Origin of the sequence: Staphylococcus equorum, from assembly GCF_029024965.1 — a bacterium.
GTDB classification, from domain to species: Bacteria; Bacillota; Bacilli; order Staphylococcales; family Staphylococcaceae; genus Staphylococcus; species Staphylococcus equorum.
In genome coordinates this window covers 1,664,992-1,681,327 of sequence record NZ_CP118982.1, presented here as the reverse complement: position 1 = coordinate 1,681,327, position 16,336 = coordinate 1,664,992, and the positions used below count along the sequence as shown (strand labels likewise).

The window sequence follows — 16,336 nt, the reverse complement described above, 5'->3', positions numbered from 1 at the left end:
TACACTTTATTGTATAAGATCCATTTATATAATGTTTATACAGTACAATCAATTGAAATACTACTTGTATTTCAATTGATAAAGTGGGAAAATATATAAGTCTATAATAAGATTTTTTAAAGGAGGTGAATCGACGTGGAAAACTTCGACAAAGTAAAAGATATCATCGTTGACCGTTTAGGTGTTGACGCTGAAAAAGTAACTAAAGAGGCATCTTTCAAAGATGATTTAGGCGCTGACTCACTTGATATTGCTGAATTAGTTATGGAATTAGAAGACGAATTTGGTACTGAAATTCCTGATGAAGAAGCTGAAAAAATCAACACTGTTGGTGACGCAGTAAACTTTATTAATAGTATCGAAAAATAATAAAAAAATATCTGAGTCGTTGAGATGACGGCTCAGATTTTTTATTGATTTTAAACAGAATTTATATTGTAAGATAATAGTGCTATAACGATTATCACTAGATATATAGATGGTAAATACAGTAGACAGTTTTTTTCTTTAGTTTTATTGTATTTTCACGTAAAATATAAAGGTATTAGTACTTTATCATTAAATCTGAGGAGGGAATAGATTGTCCAATTATAAAAAAATAGAAATGGTTAAAGCATTTGAAAAAAAATTTGCGCAGAAGATGCAAGAATTAGACTTGAATTTTAAACAAATAGAATTATATCAGCAAGCATTTTCGCATTCGAGTTTTATAAATGATTTTAATATGAATCGTTTAGAGCATAATGAACGATTAGAATTTTTAGGAGATGCGGTATTAGAATTGACGGTTTCACGTTATTTATTTGATAAATATCCAGAATTGCCAGAGGGTAATTTAACAAAAATGCGTGCAACAATTGTTTGTGAGCCTTCACTTGTAATATTTGCGAAAAAAATTCAAATCAATGAACTTATCTTGTTAGGTAAAGGTGAAGAGAAAACAGGTGGCAGAACTCGTCCTTCACTCGTATCAGATGCATTTGAAGCATTTGTAGGTGCGTTATATTTAGACCAAGGCTTAGAATCTGTGTGGAAATTTGCAGAACAAATTATTTTTCCGTATGTCGAAGATGAAGAACTTGATGGTGTTGTAGACTTTAAAACCCAATTTCAAGAATTTGTCCATAAACAAAATAAAGGTGATGTCACTTATCGTTTAATCAATGAAGAAGGACCAGCGCATCATCGTCTATTTACTTCTGAAGTGATATTAGAAAATGCTGCAGTAGCAGAGGGTAAAGGGAAGACTAAAAAAGAATCCGAACAAAAAGCAGCAGAAAGTGCATATAAATCAATGAAAAACAAAGCTAAATAACTTTGTTATAAAACAATATGATAAAAAAATCATATATTGTTAAGACCTTCGCAATAGCAATGTAGTTAATAAAGAAATATATTAGCCTTCAGGTTAATGCATGAGTATTTCTAAACTGTGAAGCAGCAAGGAACACTTTAAAGGAGAATAGCATGGTATATTTGAAATCAATAGATGCCTTTGGGTTTAAATCGTTTGCGGAGCACACAAATGTACAATTTGATGAAGGTGTAACAGCAATTGTAGGCCCTAACGGCAGTGGGAAAAGTAACATAACAGATGCAATAAAATGGGTGTTAGGTGAACAATCAGCTAAATCACTACGTGGCGCTAAAATGGAAGATATTATTTTTTCAGGCGCAGAACATCGAAAAGCTCAAAATTATGCAGAAGTTAAATTGAAATTAGATAATAGCTCAGGCAAGTTACAATTAGACGCGACAGAAATCGTCGTAACACGTCGATTATACAGAAGTGGTGAAAGTGAGTATTATCTTAATAATGACCGTGCAAGATTAAAAGATATTATTGATTTGTTTTTAGACTCAGGTTTAGGAAAAGAAGCGTTTAGTATTATTTCGCAAGGTCGTGTAGATGAAATACTAAATGCTAAACCAGTGGATAGAAGACAAATACTAGAAGAATCTGCAGGAGTTTTAAAATATAAAAAACGCAAAGCTGCTTCTGTACAAAAGCTCGATCAAACAGAAGATAACCTTTCAAGAATACAAGATATTCTATATGATTTAGAGGGGCGAGTTGAACCATTAAGAGAAGAAGCAGCAATTGCTAAAGAATATAAACATCTTTCCAAAGAAATGGAAAGAAGTGATGTACTTGTAACGGTTTATGATATTGAACAATATAGTAAGAATATTCATGAACTTGATGATAATTTAAATAATTTAAAGAGTCATCAAGCTACAAAAGATGCAGAGAAAGTACAATATACACAAGCATTAAACAAATATAAATCTGAAAGACAACAACTAGATGAACATATTGAATCATTAAATTTTCAACTTGTTAAAGCGACAGAAGAAGTTGAAAAGTATGCAGGACAACTTAACGTGTTAGAAGAACGTAAGAAAAATCAATCACAAACAAACGCTCGTTTTGAAGAAGAACAAGAAAGTCTTAAAATACAAACAGAAACCTTAAAACAAGAAAAGATAGATGCACAAAATCAAATAGATAAATTAAAAAAACAACAAAAAGAGTTGAATGAAAAAATTCAATACTTTGAATCACAACTCTATGTCAGTGATGAACAACATGACGAAAAATTAGAAACAATCAAAGATGAATATTATCAACTCATGTCTGAACAATCTGATGTAAATAATGACATTCGCTTTTTAGAACATACCATCCAAGAAAATGAAACGAAACAATCACGTTTAGATAGTAGATTACTTGAAGCCTTTGAACAACTGAAGAAAATTCAAAGCGACATCAATGAAGCTGAAAAACAAACCGCGACGGCTCAAAAAGAATTGAAAAAATCTGAGCAACAGCTCAATAATTATGAAAAGAAATTAACACAACTTAAACAACAACAATCTGAGTACGAAGAAAAATTGCATCAAGCGTATAGATTTAACGATAAATTAAAATCCCGTATCGATAGTTTGGCCACGCAACAGGAAGAATATAGCTATTTCTTTAATGGTGTAAAACATATACTTAAGGCTAAAGACAATAAACTTTCAGGGATACGTGGAGCAGTTGCTGAAGTAATTCAAGTGCCATCCGATTTAACTAAAGCAATCGAAACTGCACTTGGTGCATCACTACAGCATGTGATTGTAGATTCAGAAAAAGATGGTAGACAGGCAATTCAATATCTAAAACAAAACGGTTTCGGTAGAGCGACGTTTTTACCACTCAATGTAATTCAACCTCGCCAAATTGGTAATGAAATTATGAAAACTGCACAAAATAGTGAGGGTTTTATTAATATTGCTGCACAAGCAATTGAAGTAGATTCAGATTATCAAAATGTAGTTCAAAATTTACTTGGTAATACAATAATTGTAGATGAATTGAAAAATGCCAACGACTTAGCACGTAAAATCCGTTATCGTACGCGTATTGTGACTTTAGAAGGCGATATCGTGAACCCTGGTGGTTCAATGACGGGTGGCGGAGATCGTAAATCTAAAAGTATTTTAGCTCAAAAAGATGAACTGACAACGATGCGTGCCCAACTCGAAGATTATCAACAGCAAACATTAGCATTTGAAAAACAATTTCAAAATATTAAAAATGAGTCAGATCAACTGAGCGAAAAATATTTTGATACAAGTCAACATTATAATGCTATTAAACAAAGTGCTCATAATTATGAATTAGAACTAGACAGATTACGTAAAAGTGAAGCGCATTTAAAAGACGAGCATGAAGAATTTGAATTTGAAAAAAATGATGGCTACCAAAGTGAAACAAGTAAACAAACACTTGATGATAAAAAGCAAAGATTATCTAAAATCAAAACACAGCTACAAAAATTAGAAGATGATATCAATCTTTATACAAAACTTTCTAAAGAAGGTAAAGAAAGCACAACACAAATCCAGCAACAATTACATCAAAAGCAATCCGATTTGGCAGTTGTAAAAGAACGATTAAATACTCAAAAACAAACTGAGTCAAAAATAGCAAAACAACTCAATGATGTTATTGTGCAACATCAAAAATTAGAAGAACAAATTAAACTCTTTAATTCAGATGAAATGACAGGCGAAAAAGCATTTGAAACGATTCAATATAATATGGAACAAAGTAAAGCCGAGAAAGCAAAATTATCTCAAAACATAGAAGACGTTAAATCGCGTAGACTCGAATTGAATGATACAATTGAAGTGACAGATCAAAAACTTCAAGAAGCAAATCAAGATATTCTTTCTATAGAAAATCGTTATCAAGATATTAAATCCGAGCAGTCACGTTTAGATGTATTAATTAATTATGCGATTGATCATTTGAGCGAAGATTATCACATAACATATGAACGTGCGAGTGAATTATATGATTTAGATGAAGATATAGACGTTTTACGCAAAAAAGTAAAATTAACTAAAATGTCTATTGAAGAGTTAGGACCAGTTAATTTAAATGCGATTGAACAATTTGAAGAAATTAATACGCGTTTTACATTTTTAGATGAACAACGTGCTGACTTGAGAGCAGCGAAAACAACTTTAGAACAACTTATCGAAGAAATGGATCAAGAAGTGAAAGATCGTTTTAAAGAAACATTTCATGCCGTTCAAGGATATTTTTCAGATGTGTTTAAATCATTGTTTGGTGGGGGTCAAGCAGAACTACGCTTAACAGATGATGACTATCTATCTGCAGGTGTAGATATCATTGTGCAACCACCTGGTAAGAAGTTACAACATTTGTCACTGCTTAGTGGTGGAGAACGTGCCTTGAGTGCTATAGCATTATTATTTGCGATTTTAAAAGTTCGCTCAGCGCCATTTGTTATCTTAGATGAAGTTGAAGCGGCACTTGATGAAGCAAACGTGATACGTTATGCACAATATTTAAAAAATCTATCAGACCAAACTCAATTTATTGTGATTACACACCGTAAAGGTACAATGGAATTCTCAGATCGCTTATATGGTGTAACAATGCAAGAATCTGGAGTTTCCAAACTAGTAAGTGTTAATTTAAATACGATTGATGAAGTGATTAAGGAGGAACAAACATGAGCTTTTTCAAACGATTAAAAGATAAATTTTCAGCACCTTCAGAAGAACAAAAGCAACAACTTGAAGAATTAGAACAACAAGACGCAGAACAACAATCAGAACAACAAGGTGAAGCATCACAAGATAGAGAAACCGAAATTCAAGATAAACCAGCGAAAAAAGTTAAAAAATTAAAAGAAGCTGACTTTGATGATGATGGATTAATCTCTATTGAAGATTTTGAAGAAATTGAAGCGCAACAGCTCGGTGCCAAATTTAGAGCTGGTTTAGAAAAATCGCGTGAGAATTTCCAAGCACAACTTAATAATTTACTCGCACGTTATCGTAAAGTTGATGAAGAGTTCTTCGAAGCATTAGAAGAAATGTTAATTACTGCAGATGTTGGATTTAATACTGTGATGCAACTTGTAGAAGAATTACGTGAAGAAGCGCAACGTCGCAATATTACTGAAACAGAGGATTTACGTGAAGTTATTGTTGAGAAAATTGTAGAAATCTATCACCAAGATGATGATAACTCAGAAGTGATGAATATAGAAAATGAAGGATTAAATGTAATCCTTATGGTCGGAGTGAATGGTGTTGGTAAGACAACAACAATTGGTAAATTAGCGCATCGTTACCAAGCTGAAGGCAAAAAAGTAATGCTTGCTGCTGGAGATACATTCAGAGCTGGTGCAATTGAACAACTTAAAGTATGGGGTGAACGCGTTGGTGTTGAAGTGTTGAGCCAAAGAGAAGGTTCAGACCCAGCTGCTGTAATGTATGATGCAATTAACGCAGCTAAAAGTAAAGACGTAGATATTTTAATATGTGATACTGCTGGCCGTTTACAAAATAAATCTAATTTAATGAATGAATTAGAGAAAGTTAAACGAGTTATTGGACGTGCTGTACCAGAGGCACCTCATGAAGTTTTACTTTGTCTTGATGCAACGACAGGTCAAAATGCATTGTCACAAGCAAAATCATTTAAAGAGGTTACAAACGTTACAGGTATTGTATTAACAAAATTAGATGGTACTGCTAAAGGTGGTATCGTATTAGCGATTCGTAATGAACTTCATATCCCAGTTAAATACGTAGGTTTAGGTGAAAAATTAGATGATCTCCAACCATTCAATCCTGAGAGCTATGTGTATGGATTATTCGCTGATATGATTGAACAAAATGTCGAAGAAGCACCTGAGTCAAATCAGAGTGAAGCAGAAATTGAAGGTAATTCAGATGAGTCAAAATGATTTAATTAAAACGATACGTATGAATTATCTGTTTGACTTTTACCAATCATTACTAACAAATAAGCAAAGAAACTATTTAGAATTATTTTATTTACAAGATTATTCTTTAAGTGAGATTGCTGATACGTTTGATGTGAGTCGCCAAGCAGTGTATGATAATATAAGAAGAACTGGCGATTTAGTGGAAGATTATGAAGAAAAATTAGGATTATACCGGAATTTTGAACAAAGACAAAAATTATATGAACATATAAAACAGCACATAAATGATCCAGAAAAAATAAAACAATACATTCAAGCACTTGAAGATTTAGAATAAAAGTATATAAAGGAGGGTATTTGATATGGCATTTGAAGGATTATCCGATCGTCTACAAGGAACGATGCAAAAAATCCGAGGCAAAGGTAAAGTTACTGAAGCAGATATTAAATTGATGATGCGCGAAGTAAGATTAGCATTATTAGAAGCCGATGTTAACTTTAAAGTGGTAAAGGAATTTGTCAAAACTGTATCAGATAGAGCTTTAGGTTCAGATGTTATGAAGTCATTAACACCTGGACAACAAGTCATCAAAATTGTGCAAGAAGAACTCACCCAACTTATGGGAGGGGAAAATGCTACGATTAAAATGGCTAACAAGCCGCCAACTGTAGTGATGATGGTTGGTTTACAAGGTGCTGGTAAGACTACCACTGCTGGTAAATTAGCATTATTAATGCGTAAAAAATATAATAAAAAGCCATTATTGGTAGCGGCAGATATTTATCGTCCTGCGGCAATTGATCAATTGCAAACAGTAGGTAAACAAATCGACATTCCAGTTTATAGTGAAGGCGATCAAGTTAAGCCACAACAAATCGTTGAAAATGCAATCGCACATGCAAAAGAAGCGCATTTAGATTTTGTTATTATTGATACTGCTGGTCGTTTACACGTTGATGAAGCATTAATGCAAGAATTAAGCGATGTAAAAGAAATTACGAAACCAGATGAAATTATGTTAGTTGTTGATGCGATGACAGGTCAAGATGCTGTGAATGTTGCAGAATCTTTTGATTCTCAATTAGAATTATCTGGCGTAACATTAACAAAATTAGACGGTGATACACGTGGTGGTGCTGCACTTTCAATCAGATCAGTTACTCAAAAACCGATTAAATTTGTAGGTATGAGTGAGAAACTAGATGGCTTAGAAGCATTCCATCCTGAACGTATGGCATCTCGTATATTAGGTATGGGAGATGTATTGAGTTTAATTGAAAAAGCACAAACAGATGTGGATGAAGATAAAGCAAAAGACTTAGAAAAGAAAATGCGTACATCTTCGTTTACATTGGAAGATTTCTTAGAACAATTAGACCAAGTTAAAAGTTTAGGACCTCTTGATGACATTATGAAAATGATTCCTGGCATGAACAAAATGAAAGGCATTGAAAATATGAATATGGACGATAAGCAAATTGATCATATTAAAGCCATCATTCAATCCATGACGCCTAATGAGCGTAACAAACCTGAAACTTTAAATGTTTCTCGTAAAAAACGTATTGCTAAAGGTTCAGGACGTTCAGTGCAAGAAATCAATAGATTAATGAAACAATTCACTGATATGAAAAAAATGATGAAACAATTTTCCGGTGGCGGTAAAGGCAAAAAAGGCAAACGCAAACAAATGGAAAATATGATGAATGGCATGAACTTACCATTCTAAAATCATAAATTTTGTATAACTATAAATAATAAAAACCAAAACAACGATGCTTAGACAAATCGTTCCATAGTGTCGACAAAGTCTATGACTTTGTTGGCATTTTTTTGTGCTTTCTTTCCTTAGTTAATAGTATCAGCCTGTATTCTTCGATTAATACTTTTCCACAGGAGTCCGCCCAACCCACTGCCACATTTCAAATAAAATGAATTTAATAAATCATTTATCGTTATTTATTGATGCAACTTATATAAAGGTAAATAAAAAACAAATGTATAATAGAATTAGTGAAAATTGTGGTCTCAAACAATTGAAAGAAGATTTGAAGATACTAAAGATATGATATGAGAAAGTGTAGAGGAATAAAAAATCTATAAATACGACGCTGATTTGTCTTGCCATAAATCCTAAAAATTAAGACTTATTAAAAAACCAAATGATGTAAGGTCATTTGGTTTGTCTTCGTTCTGTAATGATTCTTAGACAAATTACCGTTCTGGTTTCTCGTCAATTATATTATTTGAAGAATGATTAAATTTTTTCTAATCCCAAATGATCACGGAAAGTATGACCATCATAAGTTGTTCTGTATAAATTTCTTTTTTGTAATTCTGGTACAATCAATGCTACGAAATCCTCTAAACTATCTGGAAAGACAGGCGGCATCAAATTAAAACCATCGGCTACACCACTTAGTAACCAGTACTCCATTTGATCTACGATATCTTCAGGAGTACCAATCAAGGTGAAATGCCCGCCACCAGCATTTAAGTAACCGAGTAGTTCTCTTACAGTTGGATGAGTATCACGAATAATTTCCAATATTGTTTCGTAACGGCCAACTGGTCCTGTAAAATCTTCTACAGGAGGCAGGGGTGGCACGGGTTCATCTAACTCCCAGTTTTGACAATCTTGTTGAATAAAGAAACTTAATTGTTTTAATGCGGTTTCCACCGGTAAGGCTTTGTCTAACTTTTCTTTCTTAGCATAGGCTTTTTCATAAGTTTCAGCGACATATGTAACTAGACCGGGAAAAATTTTGATATATCTACTATTGTTTTTTGATAATTGTAATTGTTGATCGAGCTTTTCTCGAAAAGCTTGTGCTTGTTTAAAGTTCCAGGATACTGAATACACTGCATCTGCATATTGAGTTGCTAAAGCAATACCTTGTGAAGATGCACCAGCTTGCATAGCTACTGGACGACCTTGTGGACTACTTGGCGTTGTTGATGGTCCTTTAACTTTGAAATGTTTACCATGATGATTAATAGCATTAATGTCATCATCATTAATAATTTTTTTATTCTTTCGATCATGTAAAAAATGTTTTTTATCCCAAGATGTGAATAACCGATTCATCACTTTTGCAAATTCAGCAGCAATTTCATAGCGTTCATTATGATCAGGGAGCATTTCCATACTGTGATTTAAAGCTTCTAAATCTGTCATAGAGGTGACAAGATTCCAACCTATACGTCCATTTGAAAGATGATCTAGACTGAGCAACTGTCTAGATGCGGTAAAAGGATTTGAGAATGTACTTGAAATTGTTGCGACAAGTCCAATATGTGTTGTCACATGAGCAATAGCAGATAAACTGACGATAGGATCGAACCAAAATGCCGGCATATCAGTAGAAGATTTCGCAGGAAAAGATTGATTGTCCGCGAAAAATACTGCGTCGAATAGTCCCTTTTCAGCAAGTTGAGCTAATTCCTGATAATAAGTAATTTCACCGATACGTGACACACTAGAGTTCGGCATTAACCACGCAGCTTGGTGATGACCACAAGCATATAATAAAACGCCAATATTAAGTTGTTTTTGATTTTTATCAGACATAGAAAGCACTTCCTAATTTTAATTTGTTAATTCATTGTTAAGCCACCATCAACTGTGAAATTTTGTCCTGTTATACCATTAGCTTGTTCAGAAGCTAAGTATGCAACCATGTTTGCAATGTCTTGTGGCGAAGTCACTCGTTTAAGCGGTGTTGTTTGTGCAATCATGTCAAATACTTCAGTCGTGGTTGTAGCACTTGCGTCAGTTGTTTTTAACAGACCTCCTGACACGACATTAGCTCTAATACCAAATTTACCAAGCTCGGCAGCAATATTACGAGTAAAGCCAATTAATCCTGCTTTTGCAGTTGTATATTCATGATAAGGTACAACGGGATTTTGATATAAATTTGTCCCGATAGAAATAATAATGCCTTGCTGTCTTTCCAAAAATTGGGGCATGACACTTTGTGTTACATTGAAGGCAGCTTTTAAAGTGCCATCTATCTGTTGTTGATAATCATCCCATGCTAACTCTGCAAATGATTTCTGCTGTGTAGGATCAAACTTAAAACCTACTAATGCATTGTTAATCACGACATCAATTTTCCCGAAATATTGGGTAGCTTGTTCAATTAAGTGGTCAATATCATTTCTATTTGTGACATCAGCTTGAATGGCAATTGCATGGTCAGAGCCGATGTCAGAAACAAGATCTTCTGCTAACGATTTATTTTTGTAATAATTGATTATAATATTGTACCCTTGTTGCGATAATGTTTTTGCAATCGTTGCACCTAAGCCTCTACTACTACCAGTTACTAAAATAGTTTTATTCATAACTTTCACTCCTAAAATTTTAAAAAGTAAAATTAAAAAAATACACAACCCTCACTATAGAAAGTTGTGTATTAGAAATGATAGAATAGTAATATTGCAAAAAGGCAAGATTGCCCCTTGAATATAGGATATAAAATCTTTCACACTTTCCTCCGCTAGTTTCAGCTAGATCAGGTTCAAAGGGTTTGAGTTGTACTCATCTCAGTTAAAAACACCCCTAGTGCATGTGCTTATTTAATTTAATCTCAATGTATAGCTTTTAAATATAGATGTCAAGAGACTTAATATAAGACAAGGCATATCATAGTGGTGTAAAGTGCGTGAAAAGAGGAAATTGACAAAAGCGCGTTATTTAATAGGTAATTGATGAGAAAAAATGATTTTTTAAAATTGGTAAAGGATAACCTCTTTACAAATATTAGAAGAACTGGTATCATTATTTCTTGTAGAAAATAAATACTTATGAAATTAAAAGGAGAGAATATAAATGGCAGTTAAAATTCGTTTAACACGTTTAGGCTCAAAAAGAAATCCATTCTATCGTATCGTAGTTGCAGATGCTCGTGCACCACGTGACGGTCGTATTATCGAACAAATCGGTACTTACAACCCTAACAATGTAAATGCAGCAGAAGTTAAAATCGACGAAGAATCAGCACTTAAATGGTTAAAAGACGGTGCTAAACCGACTGATACAGTTCACAATATCTTATCAAGAGAAGGTATTTTGAAAAAATTCGACGACCAAAAATAAGTTTTAAACTTATTAAACAAATATAGTGTTTGTAAGAGTACCGTTTAGGTGCTCTTTTTTTAATGGAAAATATTATAATCAGTGCTTTAACATAGTTGAGAATAAGAAAATTTTCTATTGAGGAATGTATTACTATGTTAGATTTATACATGTTATAATAATTAAATAATACATAAAAATTACACAACACTTATAAGATACATTTATCGGAGGCACATATATGAAAGTTGAAGTTGGAAAAATTGTTAATACACATGGCATTAAAGGTGAAGTGAAAATAAAGTCTAATTCTGATTTTACAGATAAACGTTTTCAACCAGGAGAAATAGTTGAAATAGCACGTAAAGATAAAGCGCCACTTGAATTTAAAATTGCTTCATATCGTATGCATAAAGGACTGCATATGCTTACGTTTGAAGGTATCAATAACATTAATGATATCGAGTACCTAAAAGGTGAAACACTTTTACAAGAACGTGATCATGAAGAAATAGAACTTGGAGAACATGAATTTTATTATTCAGATATCATTGGCTGTACCGTTTTTAATGAAGATACTCCAATTGGTCGTGTGATTGAGATATTTGAAACAGGTGCAAACGATGTGTGGGTAGTCAAAGGCGACAAAGAATACCTCATTCCTTATATCGCGGATGTGGTCAAAGAGATTGATGTAGAAGGTAGACGTATTCAAATCACGCCTATGGAAGGATTATTAGATTAATGAGAATCGACTATTTAACATTATTTCCTGGCATGTTTGAAGGTGTTTTAAACCAATCTATTTTAAAACGAGCCCAAGAAAAAGATTTGCTACAAGTAAATACAGTGGATTTTAGACACTTTGCTGAAAACAAACATAATCAAGTGGATGACTACCCATTTGGAGGCGGTCAGGGGATGGTGTTAAAGCCGGAACCGATATTCAATGCAATGGATAGTATTGAGCGAACAGAAGACACAAGGGTCATTTTAATGTGCCCTCAAGGTCGTCCCTTTACTCAAGCAATTGCTAATGAACTCAGTCAGGCAGAGCACTTAGTATTTATTTGCGGGCATTATGAAGGCTACGATGAAAGAATCCGTGAATATTTAGTCACTGATGAAATTTCAATGGGGGACTATGTATTGACTGGTGGTGAACTACCGGCGATGGTAATGACAGATGCGGTAGTTAGACTTTTACCTGGTGTTTTAGGTAATCAACAATCTCACATGGATGATTCCTTTCAAGATGGTTTATTAGAGTTTCCACAATATACACGACCACGTATATACAAAGATTTGAATGTACCAGACGTTTTATTATCAGGTAACCATGCCCACATTGATAACTGGCGTTATGAACAGAAAATTTTAAGAACATGGGAAAAACGTCCGGATTTATTAGAACAGTATCCGTTGACTAAAAAAGACCAAGAAATTATAGAAAGATATAAAAAGCAATTGAAAAAAGATTAGTAGTATGCTAATATATTTTAAGTGTGCGACACACGAAAATCACTATGATCCGCTGCTATATTTTGTCTAGGCAAGAACATAGGTTGAAGGAGAGAAAAATAATGAGTAATCACAAATTAATCGAAGCAGTAACTCAATCGCAATTACGCACAGATATACCTTCATTCCGTCCAGGTGACACTTTAAAAGTTCACGTACGTATTGTTGAAGGTACTCGCGAACGTATCCAATTATTCGAAGGTGTAGTTATTAAACGCCGTGGTGGAGGAGTTTCAGAATCTTTCACTGTACGTAAAATATCTTCAGGTGTTGGTGTGGAACGTACATTCCCATTACACACTCCAAAAATCGAAAAAATTGAAGTTAAACGCCGTGGTAAAGTACGTCGTGCTAAATTATACTACCTACGTGAATTACGTGGTAAAGCTGCTAGAATTAAAGAAATTCGTTAATCAGCAAATTAGACATAAAAAAAGCGATTCCCCAATGGGAGTCGCTTTTTTTGATGCATATATATAATATAAGCTACATTAGGTTGTCTTGCTAGAAAAATAAATTTAGTCGAAGTTTCTAGCAAACCTAAGTAGCTCATTAAAGAGGTTGAGATAAAATACATGTTCTCAGCCTCAATTATTATATTGGCAGTGGCTGACTGAACTGAAAATGCGTTTATATCAAGCTTTTAAAGAACTACTACTTCATTTATGAAGATAAGTAGTTCTTATGCAAGAGCTAAAGCGCTTGTATTCCATTTTCTAGCCAGCTTTGCCGGTGTGAGACGACGAAATCTTGTTAGAAAAATTAGATTTCTGTCTCATTACCTTTAGCGTATAAGAAAATAACAGATTTAGCACTTTAATATTATGCTTAATTTTTTGGTTTAATCCATTTCGTGAATCCAATACTCAATATAATACCTAGAACACTTAAAACTACCAAGATAGTTGTATGTGGTGGCGTATACTTGAGTTCTATTTTTTCTTGCCCCTTTTCAACGGGGATTACGGTCATTATGCCATTGCCTTGTTTTACAGGGAGTGTTTTATCATTGGCATATGCCTTCATACCATCACGATATGCCATTGGTAAGACAAGATAGCCTTCGTCATTTTTGTCTTTTTTAATTGTATAACCAGAACGTTGTTCAGACACTTGTACATTATCTAACGCTTTAGACGCTTTATTTAAAGTTTCATAGTTTTCACCGTAAATGCCTTTAATATTAAAGCGATATTTACCTTGTGATAATTTAACTTGTAGTTTTTCATCTGCTTTTACACGCATTGTAACAGGCGTGACAAACCGACGATATTTATAAGTCAATTCATTACGACTTTGATTGTATTCGTTCACACCGACGTCATGTTGCTTGTCAGGGCTTAATAGTTCAACATCCATTTCTATATACATGTCTTTGTATTTATTTGCAATGGAGGATGGTAGGGTGTAAGTTATGCCACCTTTGTCTTTTGTCACTGTAAGCTTTCCGTCTTTATCTCTATGCGCATTATTTAATGAGGTAGAGGTTTTGTCTAATAAATTTTCATTAGACTTAATTTGGCTGTTTGGTTTAGCATCTTTATCGTTGAACACGACACCTTGTAACATTGCTTGTTCTTTATCAAGCGGTGATTTAAGATCTTTCGAATCATACACCTTGTTGGTTATATGAGCACTTGGATATTTAATTTCGTTTGTTGAATGAATAAATGACTCTTTTTTTGAATGATGAATCGTATCTTTAGGTTCAAAACCGAAAGACATATTCGAATCATCTGGTCGACGTATACGATCATTAACGTTCCATAATGCCATTAAATTCGCTCTATTTGATAATAATCGATAAGTACTATTTTTATCAGTATGCATATTAATTTGTAATGTCTGATCATAATATTTTAATATGTCACCATCAAAAATACTTGAATATAAAGCAATACCATTAAAATGATAAATCATTGGTGAATTAAGACCATATTGCGACATATAATCAATTCTACTCAGTGGATCATCATTATGCCGTTGATTAATCTCGTCTATTTTCTTAGATAAAGCAGGACTTTTATATTTTGAAGCATGCATAGCTGATTTGGTTGATTCATAATTCCTTACATTATTGTAGTGATGATTAGAAAGAATCATACTTTGTTGAACAATAAATAATACTAATAATACTGCTAAAGGCCAACGTTTTTTTAGTAGAGACCTTTTAAATAAAAGTATCCCGATAAAAATCATAATAATGAGACAAGCGAGCATCCATGTCATTTTTTCTTTTTCAACTATAATTGTCATGATTGACATGAAAAGCAAGGCGGGGGCACATGCTAAGATATATGGCTTGAGTTTTAATTCTGAAATGTGTTGAATAAACAATGCAATTAATCCTGCTGTGGTGAAAGCAAATATGTAAACCCATCTGCGTTCGGGTGTCGAAAAGCCATTAAACATACTATCAAAATAGGGTGTCAATGAACCAACCAACATAATCCAAATCATAATTGCAAAAAATCTATAATAATAATGTTTATATAACTTAAATGATAGCAATGCTACTATAGCGATAATCGAAACAGTGATATAAAACCCATTACTAAAAAAGTGTTTTTGTCGTGCAAAATCTGTAAACATATTTATTTTAAAATGTGGATTGCTTACTCGATCATTGTTGAAAAACGAAGTAACCCCGGTATAGAATCCCCAAATACTGACTAGTGTACTTAATACTATTGCTACAGGAATAATCCATAATTTTTGCTTGCGAGTGACGATATCACTCGGGTGAGGGAATACTAATCTATAAAAGTAATATGCAAATAGTACAAGCGATTCATAATAACTAAAATAGAAATTTGAAAATAAAGTTAGAGCTACAGCAAAAATAAATAACCCTATTTTCTTTTCTCTATAAAATCGTTCAATAGCCAATAAGGAGAGTGGAAGAAAAATAAGCAAGTCTCCGTAATATGACCAAGTAAAATTAAAATAAATTACTACTGTTGAGGCACCATATAACATAGAAGCCAAAAAAACAGCATGACGATTAAATTTTATATATCTAAAATAGTAAAAGGCTAGTACGAACGTTACTACACCTTTTACAAAAGCAACAATCAGTTGGTTACTTGCCCAATACGTGATGTTACTTGGATTACTATTAAATAATACTTCTGATAGCCAGACAAAAATAAAATTAATCAAAGTAAATGGCGAAGTAGCATAATAATAAGCTAAATCTTTTACATAATCGCCACCTAAACCAAATGAATGATCATAAAAACTTTTGAATTGGCTAAAATGTTCATACAAATACATTTGAAATGGCATCATTTGTCTATAGCCATCACCACTCCCGCTAAAAACAATCCCTTCAGTTAAATAACGAAAGATATATGGTGTGAATGTTAGTAAAGCAACGCCTATACCCAGCGCAACAATACAAATAAATCTTGTAACTTTGTGGGCCCAAAGTTTACGAAACATCGTCATACCTCATCTCTGACAAACTCC

At 33.3% G+C, this 16,336-nt stretch carries 13 protein-coding genes and 1 riboswitch; of the genes, 10 read left to right on the top strand and 3 right to left on the bottom strand.

What is annotated here, in order from left to right; genetic code table 11:
• The first annotated feature begins 135 nt into the window (after positions 1–135).
• The 6 genes from PYW44_RS08105 to ffh all read left to right on the top strand — a co-directional run bounded on the left by PYW44_RS08105 (position 136) and on the right by ffh (position 7,990).
• Positions 136–369 carry an acyl carrier protein gene (locus tag PYW44_RS08105; RefSeq protein WP_002507883.1) on the top strand — a complete coding sequence of 78 codons (234 nt, stop codon included), beginning with the start codon at positions 136–138 and terminating at the stop codon, positions 367–369.
• Positions 370–580: 211 nt separating this feature from the next.
• Positions 581–1,315, top strand: coding sequence for a ribonuclease III (rnc, locus tag PYW44_RS08100; RefSeq protein ID WP_021338723.1), 735 nt, complete (start codon positions 581–583; stop codon positions 1,313–1,315).
• A gap of 152 nt (positions 1,316–1,467) precedes the next feature.
• On the top strand, positions 1,468–5,037 hold the full coding sequence (gene smc / locus PYW44_RS08095; protein ID WP_021338724.1) for a chromosome segregation protein SMC: 3,570 nt from the start codon (positions 1,468–1,470) through the stop codon (positions 5,035–5,037).
• The gene (gene ftsY / locus PYW44_RS08090) at positions 5,034–6,278 is read left to right on the top strand and encodes a signal recognition particle-docking protein FtsY (RefSeq protein ID WP_021338725.1); all 1,245 of its coding nucleotides are present in this window, start codon (positions 5,034–5,036) and stop codon (positions 6,276–6,278) included. Before smc ends, ftsY begins: the two co-directional genes overlap by 4 nt.
• Positions 6,265–6,597: a putative DNA-binding protein gene (locus tag PYW44_RS08085; protein WP_002507879.1), complete on the top strand. Its 333-nt coding sequence runs from the start codon at positions 6,265–6,267 to the stop codon at positions 6,595–6,597. The genes ftsY and PYW44_RS08085 overlap by 14 nt, the downstream gene beginning before the upstream one ends.
• 25 nt (positions 6,598–6,622) lie before the next feature.
• Positions 6,623–7,990, top strand: coding sequence for a signal recognition particle protein (gene ffh / locus PYW44_RS08080; protein ID WP_002507878.1), 1,368 nt, complete (start codon positions 6,623–6,625; stop codon positions 7,988–7,990).
• Between the two features lie 528 nt (positions 7,991–8,518).
• On the opposite strand, the gene PYW44_RS08075 is transcribed toward ffh, so the two are convergent.
• Both PYW44_RS08075 and PYW44_RS08070 read right to left on the bottom strand, forming a co-directional pair.
• Positions 8,519–9,832 carry an NtaA/DmoA family FMN-dependent monooxygenase gene (locus PYW44_RS08075; RefSeq protein WP_021338727.1) on the bottom strand — a complete coding sequence of 438 codons (1,314 nt, stop codon included), beginning with the start codon at positions 9,830–9,832 and terminating at the stop codon, positions 8,519–8,521.
• 26 nt (positions 9,833–9,858) lie between these two features.
• Positions 9,859–10,611 carry a 3-oxoacyl-ACP reductase gene (locus PYW44_RS08070; protein WP_021338728.1) on the bottom strand — a complete coding sequence of 251 codons (753 nt, stop codon included), beginning with the start codon at positions 10,609–10,611 and terminating at the stop codon, positions 9,859–9,861.
• 130 nt (positions 10,612–10,741) lie between these two features.
• A riboswitch (TPP riboswitch) is annotated at positions 10,742–10,840 on the bottom strand.
• A gap of 258 nt (positions 10,841–11,098) precedes the next feature.
• Between PYW44_RS08070 and rpsP the strand changes: the two genes are divergently transcribed.
• The 4 genes from rpsP to rplS all read left to right on the top strand — a co-directional run bounded on the left by rpsP (position 11,099) and on the right by rplS (position 13,278).
• The gene (gene rpsP, locus PYW44_RS08065) at positions 11,099–11,365 is read left to right on the top strand and encodes a 30S ribosomal protein S16 (protein WP_002507875.1); all 267 of its coding nucleotides are present in this window, start codon (positions 11,099–11,101) and stop codon (positions 11,363–11,365) included.
• A gap of 220 nt (positions 11,366–11,585) precedes the next feature.
• On the top strand, positions 11,586–12,089 hold the full coding sequence (rimM, locus tag PYW44_RS08060; protein ID WP_021338729.1) for a ribosome maturation factor RimM: 504 nt from the start codon (positions 11,586–11,588) through the stop codon (positions 12,087–12,089).
• Complete coding sequence (trmD, locus tag PYW44_RS08055; RefSeq protein WP_021338730.1) at positions 12,089–12,826, top strand: tRNA (guanosine(37)-N1)-methyltransferase TrmD; 738 nt, start codon at positions 12,089–12,091, stop codon at positions 12,824–12,826. Before rimM ends, trmD begins: the two co-directional genes overlap by 1 nt.
• Positions 12,827–12,927: 101 nt before the next feature.
• Positions 12,928–13,278: a 50S ribosomal protein L19 gene (gene rplS / locus PYW44_RS08050; RefSeq protein ID WP_002507872.1), complete on the top strand. Its 351-nt coding sequence runs from the start codon at positions 12,928–12,930 to the stop codon at positions 13,276–13,278.
• A 415-nt stretch (positions 13,279–13,693) separates the two neighbouring features.
• Here the strand turns inward: rplS and PYW44_RS08045 are convergent, their stop codons facing one another.
• A complete protein-coding gene (locus tag PYW44_RS08045) occupies positions 13,694–16,309 on the bottom strand; it encodes a YfhO family protein (protein WP_046465280.1) in 2,616 nt (871 codons plus the stop codon).
• Between the last annotated feature and the right edge of the window lie 27 nt (positions 16,310–16,336).

Coding starts and splice junctions, on each gene's coding strand:
- ffh (WP_002507878.1), top strand. CDS start 6,623: ATGGCATTTGAAGGATTATCCGATCGTCTACAAGGAACGATGCAAAAA.
- trmD (WP_021338730.1), top strand. CDS start 12,089: ATGAGAATCGACTATTTAACATTATTTCCTGGCATGTTTGAAGGTGTT.
- PYW44_RS08045 (WP_046465280.1), bottom strand. CDS start 16,309: ATGTTTCGTAAACTTTGGGCCCACAAAGTTACAAGATTTATTTGTATT.
- smc (WP_021338724.1), top strand. CDS start 1,468: ATGGTATATTTGAAATCAATAGATGCCTTTGGGTTTAAATCGTTTGCG.
- ftsY (WP_021338725.1), top strand. CDS start 5,034: ATGAGCTTTTTCAAACGATTAAAAGATAAATTTTCAGCACCTTCAGAA.
- rplS (WP_002507872.1), top strand. CDS start 12,928: ATGAGTAATCACAAATTAATCGAAGCAGTAACTCAATCGCAATTACGC.
- PYW44_RS08070 (WP_021338728.1), bottom strand. CDS start 10,611: ATGAATAAAACTATTTTAGTAACTGGTAGTAGTAGAGGCTTAGGTGCA.
- rpsP (WP_002507875.1), top strand. CDS start 11,099: ATGGCAGTTAAAATTCGTTTAACACGTTTAGGCTCAAAAAGAAATCCA.
- PYW44_RS08075 (WP_021338727.1), bottom strand. CDS start 9,832: ATGTCTGATAAAAATCAAAAACAACTTAATATTGGCGTTTTATTATAT.
- rimM (WP_021338729.1), top strand. CDS start 11,586: ATGAAAGTTGAAGTTGGAAAAATTGTTAATACACATGGCATTAAAGGT.
- PYW44_RS08085 (WP_002507879.1), top strand. CDS start 6,265: ATGAGTCAAAATGATTTAATTAAAACGATACGTATGAATTATCTGTTT.